Raw genomic sequence first — 15,896 nt, 5'->3', positions numbered from 1 at the left:
TGGGAGCGCTCCCACCTCACCCTCCTTTGAAGCTAGCGCCGCGCGGTGCCGTTGTAAACGCCTGACACACGAGGACCGCACCCGGATGGCTGCGGCTCTCGCGAAACCTCAAGCCGAAGAGGGCAGTTGAGGGCAGGAGTTGGGAGCGGGAGCCGGGGGGGCGGGAGCCGGGGTACGCCCCGGTCACCACGGTCACCGCCGGAGGGGCGTACGGAGTTCAGGTCGCGACGTCGTCGGCGGCACCACTCTCGCGGTGGGCAGTCCGATCGTGAACTCGGTGTGTCCCGGGGCGCTTTCGACGTCGATGGTCCCTCCGTGCGCGGCCACGATGGCCGACACGATGGCGAGGCCGAGGCCCGAGCCCCCGTCCCGTGGGCCGCTGCGGGCGCGGGAGACGTCGGCCCGGGTGAAGCGTTCGAAGACGGACGGGAGCAGGTGCGGCGGGATGCCGGGACCGTCGTCGCGTACGCGGATGACGCACCGCTCACCCACGACCTCCGCCGAGGCCAGCACCGTCGTACCGGCGGGTGTGTGGACGCGTGCGTTGGCCAGCAGGTTGGCCACCACCTGGTGCAGCCGGGCCTCGTCGCCGAGGACCAGCGCCGGGGAGTCGAGGAGGAGCGCCAGTTGCCAGTGGTGATTCTCGCCCGCCGCCCGCGCGTCCCACACCGACTCGGCGACCACCGCCGCGAGGTCCACCTCGGCCGACTGCAACGGCCGCCCCTCGTCGAGTCGGGCGAGCAGCAGCAGGTCCTCCACGAGCCCCGTCATCCGCGCCGACTCCGCCGACACGCGCCGCCAGGCCAGCGCCGGCTCGATCCGCTGCGTACCCCGGTTCATGAGTTCCGCGTATCCGGCGATCGAGGCGAGCGGGGTACGGAGTTCATGGCTGGCGTCGGACAGGAAGCGCCGCATGCGTTCCTCGTCGGCCTGGCGTTCGGCGAGGGACGACTCGACGTGGTCGATCATCCGGTTGAGGGCGGCGCCGACCTGGCCGGCCTCGCTCTGCGGGTCGGTGTCGCGTTCCGGAACGCGGGTGAGGCCGACGACCGCGCCCCGGCCCAGCGGCGCGCGCGAGACCTCGACCGCGGTGGCGGCGACCCGGCCCAGGGGCCGCAGTTGGCGTCGTATGACGACCGCGCAGACGCAGCCGGCGATCGTCAGTCCGACCACGGCGACCGCGGCCTCGATGACGACCAGGCCCTGGATCATGTCCTGGACGTCGTCCATCGGCAGCCCGGTCAGCACGCGGACGCCGTTGTCCGCGGTGCCGCCGATCGCCGTGATCCGGTAGGTGCCGAGGCCCGGCACGGTACGGGTGTGCATCGTGCCGTCGGCCCTGATGCCGGCGAGTGCCGACCGCTGCTCGGAGGTCAGGTCCCGCGGCGCCGCGTCCTGGGAGACGACCTGGGCGGTGAGCAGGGTGCCGTCGGGGGCGAGACGGGCGGCCAGGGTTCCGGCGGGCTGGCCGCTCTCGTTGAGGAAGCCGAGGCCGGTGTCCAGTTCGGGGTGGAGCGCGGCGCCGCCCTGGCTGCGCGCGACGGCGTTGGCGACGCGGTCGTCGAGGCTGCCCAGCAGGTACTGGTGCTGGGCGAAGATGGTGGTGACCGCCATGGCGGCGCACACCACGGCCAGGGTGACCCCGATGAAGAACAGCAGCCGGGTCCGCAGTGAGCGCCCGCGCAGACGTACGGTCATCTCCCGTCCTCCCCGGCCCTGATCGCGTACCCGAGTCCGCGCACGGTGTGGATCATCGGGGCCCGCCCCTTGTCGATCTTGCGGCGCAGGCTGGAGATGTACACCTCGACGAGGTTGTCGCCGCTGTCGAAGCACCTCGTCCACACATGGTCGAGGATCTGCCCCTTGCTGAGCACCTGGCGCGGGTGGCCCATCAGCAGGCTGAGCAGGTCGAACTCCTTGGCGGTGAGCTGGACGGGCGTGCCGTCGCGGTGCACCTCGCGGCTCTCCCCGGTGATCACGAGGTCGCCGAGGACGCGTACGGAGTTGTCGGTGCGCGTCTGTTCGGCGCCGCACCGGCGCAGCAGTCCGCGCAGCCGCAGCACGACCTCCTCCAGGGAGAACGGCTTGGTGACGTAGTCGTCGGCGCCCGCCTCCAGTCCGTCGAGACGGTGTTCGAGGGCATCTCGGGCGGTGAGCATGAGGACGGGCAGCCGCGGGCGCTCGTACCGCAGCCTGCGGAGCACCTGGAGTCCGTCGAGGTCGGGAAGCATGCCGTCGAGGACGACGGCGTGCGGGGCCGAGGAGCGGGCGATGCGCAGCGCGCTCTCGCCGTCGAGGGCGGGGTAGGGGCGCCAGCCCGCCTCGGTGACGGCCACGCACAACAGTTCCGTGAGCGCCGGTTCGTCGTCGACGATCAGCACACGGACGTGACCGCCGCGAACCCCAGAAGTGCCAGACATGTCCTGATCGTGTCCCTGTTTCCTGGCGGAATCCTGTGTTCAACCTGAGCCTCAGCCGTGGGAGACCCTCCCGGAGACAACGGACGCGCTCTCGGATGCGCTGCCGGATGCGGTCAACTCCCTTGGCCGAAGGCGGCATTGACGCTCCTCGGCCACCGGAATCCCTTGAGCGGAAATCTGTACGGCGACCACGCTGGTCACCGGCTTCCGCTCCCCGGGCACGCGAAGGGCCGCACTCCCCGCCCGAGCGGGGAGTGCGGCCCGACTGCCCTACCGGATCGGCTAGTTGCGGATCAGGTTGCGCAGTACGTACTGCATGATGCCGCCGTTGCGGTAGTAGTCGGCCTCACCGGGGGTGTCGATACGGACGACCGCGTCGAAGTCGACGCCCGTGTCGGTGGTCACCTTGACCGTGCGCGGGGTGGTGCCGTTGTTCAGCTCCTCGACGCCGGTGAAGGAGAAGGTCTCCTCGCCGGTGAGGCCGAGGGACTCGGCGGTGGCGCCCTCCGGGTACTGGAGCGGGAGCACGCCCATGCCGATGAGGTTCGAGCGGTGGATGCGCTCGTACGACTCGGCGATGACGGCCTTGACGCCGAGGAGCGCGGTGCCCTTGGCGGCCCAGTCGCGGGACGAGCCCGAGCCGTACTCCTTGCCGGACAGGATGACCAGCGGGATGCCCTGCTCGATGTAGTTGCGCGAGGCGTCGTAGATGAACGCGACGGGCGCGTCCGGCTGGGTGAAGTCGCGGGTGTAGCCGCCCTCGGTGCCCGGCGCGATCTGGTTGCGCAGGCGGATGTTGGCGAACGTACCGCGGATCATCACCTCGTGGTTGCCACGGCGGGAGCCGTACGAGTTGAAGTCACGGCGCTCGACACCGTGCTCCGTGAGGTACTTGCCACCGGGGGTGTCGGCCTTGATCGCGCCGGCCGGGGAGATGTGGTCGGTGGTGACCGAGTCGCCGAGCTTGGCGAGGACGCGGGCGCCGGCGATGTCCGAGACCGGGGTGGTCTCCATCGTCATGCCCTCGAAGTACGGGGGCTTGCGCACGTAGGTCGACTGCGGGTCCCACTCGAAGGTGTTGCCGCTCGGGATCGACAGCGCCTGCCACTGCGCGTCACCCGCGAAGACGTCCTTGTAGGACTTGCTGAACATGTCCTCGCCGATGGCGTTCGCCACGACGTCGTTGACCTCGGCCTCGGAGGGCCAGATGTCGGCCAGGAAGACCGGCTTGCCCTCCTGGTCCACGCCGAGGGCGTCGCGCGTGATGTCCACCTTCATGGAACCCGCGAGGGCGTACGCGACGACCAGCGGCGGGGACGCCAGGTAGTTCATCTTGACGTCGGGGTTGATCCGGCCCTCGAAGTTGCGGTTGCCGGAGAGCACCGAAGTGACGGCCAGGTCATGGTCGTTGACGGCCTTGGAGACCTCGTCCGGCAGCGGGCCGGAGTTGCCGATGCAGGTGGTGCAGCCGTAGCCGACGAGGTTGAAGCCGACCTTGTCGAGGTAGGGGGTGAGCCCCGCCTTGTCGAAGTAGTCGGTGACGACCTTGGAGCCCGGGGCGAGGGTGGTCTTGACCCACGGCTTGCGGGTGAGGCCCTTCTCGACCGCCTTCTTGGCCACCAGCGCGGCGGCGACCATGACGTACGGGTTCGAGGTGTTGGTGCAGGACGTGATGGCCGCGACCGTCACCGCGCCGTGGTCGATCTCGTAGGTCGAGCCGTCGGGGGCGGTCACGGTGACCGGGTTGGACGGGGCGCCGTTCGGAGCGACGGCCGGGGAGTCGGAGGCCGGGAAGGACTCCTTGCCCGCCTCGTCCACGGCGTCGACGTAGTTGCGGACGTCGACCTTGAACTGCTCGGCGGCGTTCGCGAGGACGATACGGTCCTGCGGGCGCTTCGGGCCGGCGATGGAGGGGACGACCGTCGAGAGGTCGAGCTCCAGCCTCTCGGAGAAGTCGGGCTCGGCGGCCGGGTCCAGCCAGAGGCCCTGCTCCTTGGCGTACGCCTCGACGAGCGCGAGCTGCTGGGCGTCGCGGCCCGTCAGCTTCAGGTACTTGATGGTCTCGCCGTCGATCGGGAAGATCGCGGCCGTGGAACCGAACTCCGGCGACATGTTGCCGATGGTCGCGCGGTTCGCGAGGGAGGTGGCGGCCACGCCCTCGCCGTAGAACTCGACGAACTTGCCGACGACGCCGTGCTTGCGGAGCATCTCCGTGATGGTCAGCACGAGGTCGGTGGCGGTGGTGCCGGGCGTCAGCTCACCGGTGAGCTTGAAGCCGACGACGCGTGGGATGAGCATCGAGACGGGCTGGCCCAGCATCGCGGCCTCGGCCTCGATACCGCCGACGCCCCAGCCGAGCACACCGAGGCCGTTGACCATGGTGGTGTGGGAGTCGGTGCCGACCAGGGTGTCGGGGTACGCCTGGCCGCCCCGGACCATGATCGTACGGGCGAGGTGCTCGATGTTGACCTGGTGGACGATGCCGGTGCCCGGCGGGACGACCTTGAAGTCGTCGAAGGCGGTCTGGCCCCAGCGCAGGAACTGGTAGCGCTCCTTGTTGCGGCCGTACTCCAGCTCGACGTTCTGGCCGAAGGCCTCCGGCGTGCCGAACTTGTCGGCGATCACGGAGTGGTCGATGACCATCTCGGCCGGGGAGAGCGGGTTGACCTTCGCCGGGTCGCCACCGAGGGCCTTGACGGCCTCACGCATGGTGGCGAGGTCCACGACACAGGGCACGCCGGTGAAGTCCTGCATGATCACGCGGGCCGGCGTGAACTGGATCTCCTGGCTGGGCTGCGCCTGCGAGTCCCAGCCACCGATGGCCCGGATGTGGTCGGCGGTGATGTTCGCGCCGTCCTCGGTACGGAGCAGGTTCTCCAGCAGCACCTTCAGGCTGTACGGAAGGCGAGCCGAGCCTTCCACCTTGTCCAGCCGGAAGATCTCGTACGACTCGTCGCCCACGCTGAGCGTGCTACGGGCGTCGAAGCTGTTCGCCGACACGACAGTCTCCTTCATTGATGTGCGCGTTCCACCGCATCCTGCCGCCACGACTACTTGGCCGATCCGCTAAGGTAAGGCTAAGTTAGGCAAGCCTTAGTGGCAGAGGTATCTCGATGTCGAGATAACTCTAGTGCATGGGTGGCGAATGGGCATGCCCGGTTGCCGTGTGATGTAGCCATCACCGCGCCGATCCGGGGTAAGCGACCTCCATGGCACTCACATTCCGCAAGAGCTTCCGGATACTCCCTTGGCTCCGACTGAACATCAACAGGCGATCCATGTCGTTCACCACAGGCGGCGAGCACGGTCCGCGACACACGCGCAGCACCACAGGACGTCGTACGACATCGATGAATCTGCCCGGACCTTTCGGGTGGCGGAAGACCCGCACGAAGAAGGACGACTGACCAGCCGTCACCAGTCACCCGAACAGATCCCACAAGAGGCGTCATCTCATATCTGAGATAACCTCGACCCCATGGCAGACGACTACCTCGTACGTATCGGCAAGCTCATCCGTGACGCCAGACAGCATCGGGGCTGGACACAGACACAACTTGCCGAAGCGCTCGGCACCAGTCAGAGCGCGGTCAACCGCATCGAGCGCGGCAATCAAAACATCAGCCTTGAGATGATCGCTCGAATCGGTGAAGCGCTCGACAGTGAGATCGTCTCCCTGGGGTACGCGGGTCCGATGCATCTGCGGGTGGTCGGCGGTCGCCGCCTCTCCGGCTCGATCGACGTCAAGACCAGCAAGAACGCGTGTGTCGCGCTGCTGTGCGCCTCGCTCCTCAACAAGGGGCGCACAGTACTGCGCCGCGTCGCCCGCATCGAAGAGGTGTACCGCCTGCTGGAGGTGCTCAACTCGATCGGCGTACGGGCGCGATGGATCAACGACGGCGTCGACCTGGAGATCGTGCCCCCGGCCGAGCTGAACATGGCGGCCATCGACGCCGAGGCCGCCCGCCGGACCCGCTCGATCATCATGTTCCTCGGCCCGCTGCTGCACCGCCTGGACAGCTTCAGGCTGCCGTACGCGGGTGGCTGCGACCTCGGCACCCGGACCATCGAGCCGCACATGATCGCGCTGCGCCGGTTCGGGCTGGACATCGCGGCGACGGAGGGGCTCTACCACGCCCGGGTCGACCGTTCCGTCTCCCCCGGCCGCCCGATCGTGCTGACCGAGCGCGGGGACACCGTCACCGAGAACGCGCTGCTCGCCGCCGCCCGGCACGACGGGGTGACCGTCATCCGCAACGCGTCCTCCAACTACATGGTCCAGGACCTGTGCTTCTTCCTGGAGGCCTTGGGCGTACGGGTCGAGGGCGTCGGCACGACGACGCTCACCGTGCACGGCGTACCGACCATCGACGTCGACGTGGACTACTCGCCCTCCGAGGACCCGGTCGAGGCGATGAGCCTGCTGACGGCGGCGGTCGTCACGGAGTCCGAACTGACCGTGCGCCGGGTGCCGATCGAGTTCCTGGAGATCGAGCTGGCGGTCCTGGAGGAGATGGGGCTCGACCACGACCGTACGCCAGAGTACTTCGCGGACAACGGCCGTACGCGGCTGGTCGACCTGACGGTCCGGCCCTCCAAGCTGGAGGCGCCGATCGACAAGATCCACCCGATGCCGTTCCCGGGTCTGAACATCGACAACGTGCCGTTCTTCGCGGCCATCGCGGCCGCCGCCCAGGGCAAGACCCTCATCCACGACTGGGTCTACGACAACCGCGCGATCTATCTGACCGACCTGAACCGCCTCGGCGGACGCCTCCAACTCCTCGACCCGCACCGGGTCCTGGTCGAGGGCCCGACCCGCTGGCGAGCCGCCGAGATGATGTGCCCGCCCGCGCTCCGGCCGGCGGTGGTGGTCCTGCTGGCGATGATGTCGGCGGAGGGCACGTCCGTGCTGCGCAACGTGTACGTCATCAACCGGGGTTACGAGGATCTGGCGGAGCGGCTGAACTCGGTGGGGGCGCAGATCGAGATCTTCCGGGATATCTGAACGACGGATGCCGCCGCACCCTTTCTGACCCGCATGAATGCGGGTCAGAAAGGGCACGGCGGCACCTGTGGGATTTCTCTGGGACTTTGGACTTTGGGTCGGGACCGGGCTTCTGCCGGTCGGCCGGGCTACGCGAAGACCGCGTCGATGGCGGTGCTGCCGCGCGCACCGGCGCGGGGCAGGAAGTGCGCGTACTTCCGCAGGGTGAACCCGGGGTCGGAGTGGCCGAGCCACCGGGCCAGGGACACGACCGACTCGCCGGCCTCCAGTTGCTCGGAGGCGTAGAAGTGGCGCAGGGCGTGGTAGCCGTGTTCTCGGGACGGCTCCCAGACTCGGGCCCCGTCCAGGGCGCTCTCCTCCAGCGTGGCGATCACGCCGGCCCCTGCCAGGGCCGGCTTCCAGACGTAGGAGTTGAAGAAGTTCCGGTTGACCGCCTTGCGCTCGCGCCCCGTCACCAGGAGGTTGTACGTCCTCGGCCGCCGGTGCTTGGCCTCCACCGGCGTCTCAGCCGGGCGCGGGTCGTCCCACGCCATGGTGACCGGCACGGGTTCGTAGACCTCCATGTGCTGTCGTATGGCCTTGGCGACGCTTGAGGGCAGGGGCACGTCGCGGACCTTGCGGCCCTTGGGGAGCGCGAAGCACAGCTTTGTCCGCACCATCTTGATCTGACGGCGGACGTGGACGACTTCCGCGTCGAAGTCGATGTCCTCCATGGACAGGCCGAACGCCTCTCCCTGCCGGAGTCCGAGACCGGCTCCGATCTCGACGAGGACGCGATAGCGCTCGGACAGAGTTGCCCGGACCGCCAGGACACGGTCGGGCGGCCACGCCTCGACCCTGCCGGGCGCGGCTGCCGGAGGGCGGACCGTACTCGCGCGGCACGGGTTGCGTGCGAGACGGCGGTCTTCGACTGCGGCCTGGAGCACGCCCGACAGCGTCGCCCAGACGAGGCGGATCGACGTAGGGCCGAGGTCCTTCTCCAGCCGCTTCTTCCATCCCCGCAACGCCTCCGTTCCGACGCTGTTCAGCGGCAGCACACCGAGGTGCGGGACGATGTGCCGACGGACCCGCTGCTCGATGCGTTCGAGAGTGGACGGGTCGCCGCTCTGGGTGGGCCACCAGTGGGTCGCGATGTAGTCCTTGAGGGAGATGGCTCCGTCGCGTGGATCGACGAACTCGCCTCGGCGGGCGTCGGTCTGGGCCTGGGCGAGCCAGGTCTTGGCATCCGCAGGGGGAGCGCTCGAACCCGACCCCGCCCCGGGGGTGGCGGAGCCCGTCCGGCACCAGGGGGCGCCGGACGGGAAAGCTGCGACCGAGGGCGGATCGCAGCCAGGCAAGGCCAGTCGCAAGGGCAAGGCCAAGAAGGGGAAGTCGCGTCCGCGCGACAAGAAGCAGCGCCCTGCCCACAGCGTCCGCCTCAACCAACAGGAGCTCGCCATCATCCAGTCCGGCGCCGAGCACGTCGACATGAGCGTGGCCGGGTTCCTGGCCCACTCCGCCCTTGCCGCCGCTCGCGACCAGTCCCGCACCGCAGCAGCCATCGCCACGGAACGGGACATCCTGACCGCGCTGTTCGGCGTGCGCCGTCAGCTCGACTGGGCCGGCAGCAACGTCAACCAAGCCGTCAGGGCCCTCAACTCCGGTGGCGACGCACCCCACTTCGCCGCCGCCCTAGCCGATCTGCAACGCGCCGCGCAGGCAGTCCAACGGGCGGCCGACAGGATCACCAACCGGCAGGAGGAGCAGGCGGCTTGATCCCCCGGATCCACAAGCAGGGCAGCAGGACCCTCGGACTCCTGATCTACCTGTACGGCAAGGGCACCCACGAGGAGCACATCGACCCACACCTGGTCGCCTCCTTCGACGGTATGGCGCCCGATCCCGGCCGCGATCCCTCAGTGACGGAGAAGGATCTCCGGCACCTGCTCGACCAGCCTCTGTCCCTTCTCGACGCGGACCAGCGTCCCGACGAGCACGTCTGGCACTGCTCGGTGCGGGCCGCGCCCGACGACCCGATCCTCAGTGACGAGCAGTGGGGCGACATCGCCCGCCGCATCGTCGCCGCCACCGGCATCGACCCCGGCGACGGCGCCGGCTGCCGCTGGGCCGCCGTCCGCCACGCAGACGACCACATCCACATCATCGCCACCCTCGTACGCGAAGACGGTCGCCACCCCGACCATCACCGTTCCGGCAAACGCGCCCAGGCCGAATGCCGCCTCATCGAGAAGGAACTCGGCCTGCACCAGGTCGCACCCGGGGACGGCACCGCCGCCAAACGCCCCACCAGCGCCGAACGCCACAAGGCCGAACGCGAGGGCAGGGAGCGGCCGGCGTCCGAGGAACTGCGGGAAACCGTACGACGGGCAGTGGCAGGAGCCACGAGCGAGGAGGAGTTCTTCGATCGCCTGGCCGCCGCCGGCCTTCTGATCCGCAAGCGCGTTGCACCCTCCGGCGACCTGCTCGGCTACAAGGTCGCCCTCCCGGACAACCGCAACGGGCAGAGGGAGCCGGTCTACTACGCGGGCTCCACCCTCTCCCCCGACCTGTCCCTGCCCCGTATCCGCAAGCGCTGGTCCGGTGACGCCTCGATGCAGGGTGCCGACACGCCCTCGGACCAGGCCACGGGCCCGGCGCCGAGCGATCCGGCCACCGCGCGCCGCAGGACAGCCGCTGCGGCATGGCAGGCGGTGCTGGTCATGGACAACGGTGAGGACGGCCAGGTGGCCGCGTACGTCGCGGCTGCCGGGGAGGTCCTGGACGCGCTCGCCAAGACCTCCGCCGCCCACACCCGCACCGAACTGCGTCAGGCCGCCGCCGTATTCGAGCGGGCCACCCGCTCCCGCATCAGGGCCGAACACGGGCACGACCGCGCCTTGCGCCAAGCTGCCCGCGACCTCGTCTACAGCGGTCCGGCGCTCGGCCGGGGGGAAGACGGCGCCACCACCGCGATGGCGATCGACATGCTGTTCTTCCTGGTCACCGCTGCCGCCCACTGGCATGCGAAGAAGGAGCACGCCCAGCAGGCCGCCGCCGCCCGCGAGGCCGCCGAGCACCTGCGCACCGCCTACCAAACCGCAGCCAGTATCCCCATGGGCGCGCTCTACCAGCGCGGCCGGCGCCTGTCACAACCGCTGCGGCACCAGCAGGCCGCTCGTCTACGCGCGGCGGTACCCGAGCTGGCCGAGCAGATCCTGGCCGAGCCGGGCCGGCATGCCCTAGCAGCCACTCTCGCCGACGTTGAGAGCACCGGACACGACCCGGCCACCTTGCTGGCCGAGGCCGCCGGACGGCGGGAGCTGGGCACCGCCGGTTCTGTCAGTGACGTGCTGGTGTGGCGGTTGCGGCGCATGGCCGACCTGCCCGCCGACGCCTCCGCAATGCCTGACCACACCATCGCTGCGGCGACGGGCGGCCGTGCTGTCCGGCCCTCGCCGAGCCGAGACGAACGGCCCGGAAAGGTACGGTGATCAGACTGAGCTTGTTCCGCTTCGACAGCCACCATCGGTGTGGAGTTCACGCCACGAGAGCGGCCTCGTAGCCAGTGGGACTGAGGTAGCCGAGCCGAGGCTGCAGCCACCGCAAGACAGCTCAGCAACCAGCTCCGCAAAGCCAACGGCGCGGCCGACCAGGTCCGCTGGTACCGGGACGTCCGTGTCCGCTGCAGCATCGTCGTCGCGACCGTCATGTGGAATGCTCTGTCCGGCCGGGGGACCGTTGCGGGGCTTTCGAGTAGGTTGGCAGGACATGGCTGAGGAGAATTCCCGGACGCCGCGCGAGGAGACGACGCTGGAGCGGGCCGATCGCAACTTCGGCGAGCTGCTCCAGGAGCTGAGGATCATCCAGACCGGGGTCCAGATCCTGTTCGCGTTCCTGCTGACGCTGGCCTTCACCGCCCGCTTCTCCACGCTCGACACGGCGCAGCGCACCATGTACATCACGACGCTGCTGCTCGCGGTGCTCGCGGCGGCCCTGTTCACCACGCCCGCCGCGTTGCACCGCACGTTGTTCCAGCGCGGGGCCAAGCCCGAGATCGTCATGATCTCCTCACGGCTGGCGGGAGCGGGTATGAGCGTCCTGATGCTGACCCTCACCGGTTCCGTGCTGCTCGTCGTCGACGTGGTGCTCGGCCGGGTCGAGGGCGTGATCGCGGGGAGTGCGACGCTGCTGGTGTGCGGTGGCCTGTGGGGGGCGTTGCCGCAGTTCGTCATGCGGCACGCCGCACGGTCCGAGGCCCGGGCTGTCTCGGAGCCGCCGGCCGGATCGGACTGAGTGCTTCGGTCAGCACACAGCCGCCGCGGTCGGCCGGTGTGGTTCGCCTACCGGGTTCCTGCGGCGGCTGTGCTTCCTGCGGGGAGGACGGTGTCACTGGCCGGCGAGCGCTGACATGTGGAGCAGCCGAGTGTGAGGGAGCCGTGCCGCTGCACACGCTCGTCGAGATCCCGCTCGGCCGCCTTGGTGTCACCGTCGTGGTCGGCGACGGCACGGTCGTACTCGGGTCCGAAGCGGCGCTTCAGCCCGCGCCCTCCACCGGCCCGGAAGCGTCCACGTCCAACGACGAAGAAGATGACCGCCGCGATGACGATCACGGCGATGATCACGATGGTGAGCACAGCGGCCTTCTCCGGCTCTCGGCTCGTAGGCTGTTCGGCTTCGTTGCCGTTCCGGTCAATTCCTGTGGGCTGATTCCGGGTTGGCCTGCCGGATGGCGTCCACGCGGCGTGGGCACCATCCGGGGCGTTGGTGGTCAGGGCTTGAAGGCGTCCTTGGCCTTGTCGCCCGACTGCTTCAGGTTTCCGGATACCCGGTCGGTCCTGCCTTCGCGCTGCAGTCGCCTGTTGCGGGTGGCCCGGCCGACGCGTTCGGTGACCCGGCCCTTGAACGCCTGGGTCTTGTGCTTGATCGTCTGTCCGACGCTCATGAGGTTGTCCTCTGCTCGTTCGCTGGATGGGCTCCCGCGCGATTGCTGCCGTACAGGCCGCCGTTCCCGCGGGTGGGAGGGCACCTTGGGAGAGTGCCTGGTGTCGATTACCCGCGGCTGCGGCCGTATCGGCGGCTGCCACCGCTCCGCCTGCCGCCGCCGCGCCCGCGCTTGGCGAAGCCGACGATCCAGACGACCAACAGTACGGCGGCGACCCACCAGAGGGCCTGCATGGTGAAGCCGAACCCGAACACCATCAGGATCAGCAGAAGGAGAAGAATCCACAGGATCATTGCCGGGCCTCCAGATCGCGGAAAGTTCCGAGTTCCGCGGGGTCCGGGCGAAGCGGGAAGGTGGAATGCGCCGACCGAGTGATCCGGAGTGGCATAGCCCTACGCCGTGCTTCCAGCCAACGCCCGGCGACTTCCCTTGTCAACGCGTGCCGACACGGGCGAGCTCGGCGAGGTGGGCAGGGGCCGCTGGGGCGAACGGAGCCTCGGCGGGAGCTTCGGCCGGCTCGGCAGGCGGCACCGGAAGGATGCGGTCCTCCCACCAGGACAGGCCCATGACGGTGGCGAGGAGGACGAAGGGGAGTACTGCCGGGACGATGAGTACGTACATGTGTGCCACCTGCGGTGAATGCCGTGCGAAGCGGCGGGCGGCGGATCGTGCCCGTCTGGGGCGCATCGAGGCCGCGCCGGGACGGCGTGGCGACGGCGGGCGGGTGCGGGGAGCGGCCCGTTGGGGGCGGGGTGGGTTCCGGCACTGATGCGCGAGGTGCGCCCTCAAGGGAGCGCGAGAGGTGAGCGACGCTGCCGGGGGCTCGGGCCGTACCGTGCACGCTAGCCCTCGCCGCACGCCCTGAACAGACGGCAAGTGGCCATCCGGGCCTGGCGGAGGACGCCGCGGCTACTGACGTGAGCAGCTTTCCGCAACCCATGGGCAGGGCTACGCTGTTCGAACAGGCTCCGGCCCCCGGCGTGATGCCCTGCTCTGCTCCGGGGAGGCCCGCCGTGTTCGCCCTGCTTCTCGTTGTCGCCGTGATCCTGTTCGGTTTCGGCTTCCTCAACCCCATCTGGTGGATGGCCGCGTCCGTGTTGCTCTTCGACTCCACGCGCTACGGCCGCGATCGTAGCCGTGGTGGACGGGTCCGATTTCGGAGGACCGCCGGGAGGGGATCGGCAGGACCGCTGGGACCGTCGCTACAGCAGTCAGCACCGAGGGCGCTGGAGGCGCGAGGACCGGCGGGACCGCGAACACCATGGGTGACCGATGAAGTTGCCTGACATCCAGAGGTTCCGGGACGGCTTCGGCCACGCCGGACGCGCCGAGATCGTGGAGAGGCAGATGCCATGCATCGCACAGCCATGCTTCCGGAGGACTGGTGGGATCTGACGGCCGAGGCCCTGACAGAGGACCCGGCGGGTCAGGACGTCGTGGCGCTGCGCGCCCGGGTCGACCGGCTGCGGCGGGCGCTCGCCGGCCGCGCGGTCGTCGATCAGGCATGCGGCATGGTGATGGTTCTGGCACCGTGTTCCAGTGAGCGTGCATGGAGCCTGCTGGTGGACGTGTCGCAGCACTGCAACGTCAAGCTCCGGGACGTGGCCGCGGCTCTGGTCGCCACCACGAAGGATCAGGAACTTCCCGAGGCGATTCAGCGCGAGTGGCGTCGCGCGCTGCGGCGTCTTCACGCGCTGGAGCGGCGGTGACGGCTCACACGTTCACGGCTGTGCGGTGTGTTCCGTGATTCGGCGGCCGGGCGGGGATGGCGGCGCAGCAAGGAGATCGAACTGGGGCCGAGGTCGCTGGGCTTCGCAGCGCTCGGATTCCTCACGCTGGTGCCCCTGTTGATCGTTGTCTCCGCGGCCGATCCGGAGCACGGGCGGGGGTTCGCGCAGTGGCTGGGGGACGGGCTCGGTGTGTCGAGGGCGGCCAGGGACGAGATCGGGCAGCTGTTCGCGCGGCCCGGCCAGGTGCTGCAGACCACGACCGCCTTCGGCCTGGCCGCACTCGCCGTCTTCGGGCTGACGTTCGGGGCGGCGGTGCAGACCGGCTACGAGAAGGTCTGGGAGCTGCCCCCGGCCCGCTGGTATGCCAGATGGCGGCACGTGCTGTGGCTCGCCGTGCTCGTCGGGTCCCTCTACCTGACCGCCACCACCACGCTGTGGCGTCATTCGCCGGCCGGCACACTGGCCGCGACGCTGAGCGCCGTCCTGTTCTTCTGGTGGTCGCAACGGATGCTGCTCGGCGGGCGGATCGCCTGGAGCGCCCTGCTGCCGGGCGCGTTGGTGACGGCGCTCGGGCTGCTCGGTCTTCGGGTCTTCTCCCGTCTCGTCTTCTCACCGCTGATCGCCTCCAGCGCCGTCACCTACGGTCCCTTCGGAACCGTCCTGGTCGTCCAGTCCTGGCTGGTCGGTGTGGGCGTCGTCGTATTCGGCGGCGCGCTCACGGGCCGCCTGCTGCACGAGGAACTCCCCCGCGTGGCACAGGCCCTGAAACAGCGGGCCCGGCGACGACGGCCCCGGGGCCGGGACAACCGCGCCGGTGACGCCCCGGACGACGACCGGTGACCTGGCCGGTAGCGCTCCGGCCGTCGCTCGCCGAACCCGCGCATCAAACCCCCGGTCCAGGGCACTCGGGAGCGGTGGACGCGTATCGCGCGCCCACTCCATGGGGAGGACAACGTGACGTCGTCCAACACGCAAGGGCGCGGCCAGGCCGTGAAGTCCGCGGCCCGTACCACCCAGAACGAGACGCTGACCGCCGCGGGGCGGGCGGGCTTCGTCGCACGGGGCGTGGTGTACGTCCTGATCGGCGCCCTTGCCATGCAGATCGCCCTCGGCAGCAGTGGCGGCGAGTCGGCTGACCGGCAGGGCGCGCTGGCCCAGGTCGCGGAGCAGCCGTTCGGGAAAGTGATGCTGTGGGCGATGGTGGTCGGCTTCGCCGCCATGGCCTTGTGGCGTGGTTCCCGCGCCGTGCTCACAAGGGGGCCTCGACGGAAGGCGGGTTCGCGGATCCTCGACGGCGGACGGGCCGTTTTCTACGCCTCCGTCTGCTGGGCAACAGCCACGTATGCCGCCGGGGGTGGCCAGGGGTCCAGCGGCAACGCCCAGTCGCAGGACTGGACGGCAGAGGCGCTCAAACTGTCGTACGGCCAGGTGCTGGTGGGGGCCGGGGGCTGCCTCCTGATCGGCATAGGCGGGGTACTCGCCGTCCGGGCGGCCCTGCGGAGCTTCCTGAAGCAGCTGGACACCGGCTCCATGAGCCACCGTACGAAGCAGGTCGTCACCGCTCTCGGCGTGGGCGGCGGCGTGGCGCGTGGCGTGGTGTTCGCCGCAGCGGGGGTCTTCGTCCTGGTAGCAGCCGTCCACTTCGACCCGGACGAGGCCAAGGGCGTGGACGCGACACTCCGGAGCTTCACGCAGACACCGGCGGGGCCATGGCTCCTGGTCGCCGTCGCGATCGGACTGATCCTCTTCGGCGTCTTCTCCTTCGCCTCGGCCCGCTGGCGCCGACTGTAGAAACGGTGACCCAGGCCGGATCTGCC

General features: G+C 69.6%; 15 protein-coding genes and 1 pseudogene. 8 read left to right on the top strand and 8 right to left on the bottom strand.

Features of this window, described 5'->3' with window-relative positions:
• Positions 1-192: 192 nt before the first annotated feature.
• From G3I71_RS36650 to acnA, 3 genes are all read right to left on the bottom strand, one after another.
• On the bottom strand, positions 193-1,698 hold the full coding sequence (locus tag G3I71_RS36650; protein ID WP_164321748.1) for a cell wall metabolism sensor histidine kinase WalK: 1,506 nt from the start codon (positions 1,696-1,698) through the stop codon (positions 193-195).
• Positions 1,695-2,420, bottom strand: coding sequence for a response regulator transcription factor (locus G3I71_RS36645; RefSeq protein ID WP_164321746.1), 726 nt, complete (start codon positions 2,418-2,420; stop codon positions 1,695-1,697). The genes G3I71_RS36650 and G3I71_RS36645 overlap by 4 nt, the downstream gene beginning before the upstream one ends.
• Positions 2,421-2,702: 282 nt before the next feature.
• On the bottom strand, positions 2,703-5,420 hold the full coding sequence (acnA, locus tag G3I71_RS36640) for an aconitate hydratase AcnA (protein WP_164321743.1): 2,718 nt from the start codon (positions 5,418-5,420) through the stop codon (positions 2,703-2,705).
• A gap of 209 nt (positions 5,421-5,629) precedes the next feature.
• On the opposite strand from acnA, the gene G3I71_RS36635 reads away from it, so the two are divergent.
• Both G3I71_RS36635 and G3I71_RS36630 read left to right on the top strand, forming a co-directional pair.
• Positions 5,630-5,827: a DUF4236 domain-containing protein gene (locus tag G3I71_RS36635; protein ID WP_164321742.1), complete on the top strand. Its 198-nt coding sequence runs from the start codon at positions 5,630-5,632 to the stop codon at positions 5,825-5,827.
• A 71-nt stretch (positions 5,828-5,898) separates the two neighbouring features.
• Positions 5,899-7,428: a UDP-N-acetylglucosamine 1-carboxyvinyltransferase gene (locus G3I71_RS36630; protein WP_164321740.1), complete on the top strand. Its 1,530-nt coding sequence runs from the start codon at positions 5,899-5,901 to the stop codon at positions 7,426-7,428.
• A gap of 128 nt (positions 7,429-7,556) precedes the next feature.
• On the opposite strand, the gene G3I71_RS36625 is transcribed toward G3I71_RS36630, so the two are convergent.
• On the bottom strand, positions 7,557-8,783 hold the full coding sequence (locus G3I71_RS36625; RefSeq protein WP_239149557.1) for a site-specific integrase: 1,227 nt from the start codon (positions 8,781-8,783) through the stop codon (positions 7,557-7,559).
• A 112-nt stretch (positions 8,784-8,895) separates the two neighbouring features.
• Here G3I71_RS36625 and G3I71_RS51620 point away from each other — a divergent pair, with 112 nt between their 5' ends.
• The 3 genes from G3I71_RS51620 to G3I71_RS36610 all read left to right on the top strand — a co-directional run bounded on the left by G3I71_RS51620 (position 8,896) and on the right by G3I71_RS36610 (position 11,700).
• Entirely contained in the window at positions 8,896-9,183 is a 288-nt protein-coding gene (locus tag G3I71_RS51620; RefSeq protein ID WP_239149556.1) for a mobilization protein, read from the top strand.
• On the top strand, positions 9,180-10,898 hold the full coding sequence (locus G3I71_RS36615; protein ID WP_164321734.1) for a relaxase/mobilization nuclease domain-containing protein: 1,719 nt from the start codon (positions 9,180-9,182) through the stop codon (positions 10,896-10,898). Before G3I71_RS51620 ends, G3I71_RS36615 begins: the two co-directional genes overlap by 4 nt.
• Positions 10,899-11,175: 277 nt before the next feature.
• Positions 11,176-11,700, top strand: coding sequence for a DUF6328 family protein (locus G3I71_RS36610; RefSeq protein ID WP_164321732.1), 525 nt, complete (start codon positions 11,176-11,178; stop codon positions 11,698-11,700).
• Positions 11,701-11,834: 134 nt separating this feature from the next.
• On the opposite strand, the pseudogene G3I71_RS36605 reads toward G3I71_RS36610, so the two are convergent.
• The 4 genes and pseudogenes from G3I71_RS36605 to G3I71_RS36590 all read right to left on the bottom strand — a co-directional run.
• A pseudogene (locus tag G3I71_RS36605) lies at positions 11,835-12,041 on the bottom strand (hypothetical protein); the annotation flags it as partial.
• 134 nt (positions 12,042-12,175) lie between these two features.
• Positions 12,176-12,349 carry a CsbD family protein gene (locus G3I71_RS36600; RefSeq protein WP_164321727.1) on the bottom strand — a complete coding sequence of 58 codons (174 nt, stop codon included), beginning with the start codon at positions 12,347-12,349 and terminating at the stop codon, positions 12,176-12,178.
• 107 nt (positions 12,350-12,456) lie between these two features.
• Positions 12,457-12,642, bottom strand: a complete 186-nt coding sequence (locus G3I71_RS36595) for a hydrophobic protein (RefSeq protein ID WP_203690934.1) — start codon at positions 12,640-12,642, stop codon at positions 12,457-12,459.
• A gap of 139 nt (positions 12,643-12,781) precedes the next feature.
• Positions 12,782-12,970, bottom strand: a complete 189-nt coding sequence (locus G3I71_RS36590; protein WP_239149555.1) for a hypothetical protein — start codon at positions 12,968-12,970, stop codon at positions 12,782-12,784.
• Positions 12,971-13,701: 731 nt separating this feature from the next.
• On the opposite strand from G3I71_RS36590, the gene G3I71_RS36585 reads away from it, so the two are divergent.
• The 3 genes from G3I71_RS36585 to G3I71_RS36575 all read left to right on the top strand — a co-directional run bounded on the left by G3I71_RS36585 (position 13,702) and on the right by G3I71_RS36575 (position 15,870).
• Positions 13,702-14,058 carry an ANTAR domain-containing protein gene (locus tag G3I71_RS36585; RefSeq protein WP_164321725.1) on the top strand — a complete coding sequence of 119 codons (357 nt, stop codon included), beginning with the start codon at positions 13,702-13,704 and terminating at the stop codon, positions 14,056-14,058.
• 27 nt (positions 14,059-14,085) lie between these two features.
• The gene (locus G3I71_RS36580; RefSeq protein ID WP_343243172.1) at positions 14,086-14,919 is read left to right on the top strand and encodes a YhjD/YihY/BrkB family envelope integrity protein; all 834 of its coding nucleotides are present in this window, start codon (positions 14,086-14,088) and stop codon (positions 14,917-14,919) included.
• Between the two features lie 114 nt (positions 14,920-15,033).
• On the top strand, positions 15,034-15,870 hold the full coding sequence (locus tag G3I71_RS36575; protein WP_164321723.1) for a DUF1206 domain-containing protein: 837 nt from the start codon (positions 15,034-15,036) through the stop codon (positions 15,868-15,870).
• Positions 15,871-15,896: the final 26 nt, after the last annotated feature.

The organism is Streptomyces sp. SID12501 (genome assembly GCF_010550245.1).
GTDB lineage: Bacteria > Actinomycetota > Actinomycetes > Streptomycetales > Streptomycetaceae > Streptomyces.
This window is presented reverse-complemented; position numbering and strand designations above follow the sequence as displayed.

What these genes read in the sequence shown, in the direction of transcription:
- G3I71_RS36650 (WP_164321748.1), bottom strand. Translation starts at nt 1,698, where the DNA reads ATGACCGTACGTCTGCGCGGGCGCTCACTGCGGACCCGGCTGCTGTTC.
- G3I71_RS36645 (WP_164321746.1), bottom strand. Translation starts at nt 2,420, where the DNA reads ATGTCTGGCACTTCTGGGGTTCGCGGCGGTCACGTCCGTGTGCTGATC.
- G3I71_RS36635 (WP_164321742.1), top strand. Translation starts at nt 5,630, where the DNA reads ATGGCACTCACATTCCGCAAGAGCTTCCGGATACTCCCTTGGCTCCGA.
- G3I71_RS36630 (WP_164321740.1), top strand. Translation starts at nt 5,899, where the DNA reads ATGGCAGACGACTACCTCGTACGTATCGGCAAGCTCATCCGTGACGCC.
- G3I71_RS51620 (WP_239149556.1), top strand. Translation starts at nt 8,896, where the DNA reads ATGAGCGTGGCCGGGTTCCTGGCCCACTCCGCCCTTGCCGCCGCTCGC.
- G3I71_RS36610 (WP_164321732.1), top strand. Translation starts at nt 11,176, where the DNA reads ATGGCTGAGGAGAATTCCCGGACGCCGCGCGAGGAGACGACGCTGGAG.
- G3I71_RS36600 (WP_164321727.1), bottom strand. Translation starts at nt 12,349, where the DNA reads ATGAGCGTCGGACAGACGATCAAGCACAAGACCCAGGCGTTCAAGGGC.
- G3I71_RS36595 (WP_203690934.1), bottom strand. Translation starts at nt 12,642, where the DNA reads ATGATCCTGTGGATTCTTCTCCTTCTGCTGATCCTGATGGTGTTCGGG.
- G3I71_RS36590 (WP_239149555.1), bottom strand. Translation starts at nt 12,970, where the DNA reads ATGTACGTACTCATCGTCCCGGCAGTACTCCCCTTCGTCCTCCTCGCC.
- G3I71_RS36585 (WP_164321725.1), top strand. Translation starts at nt 13,702, where the DNA reads ATGCATCGCACAGCCATGCTTCCGGAGGACTGGTGGGATCTGACGGCC.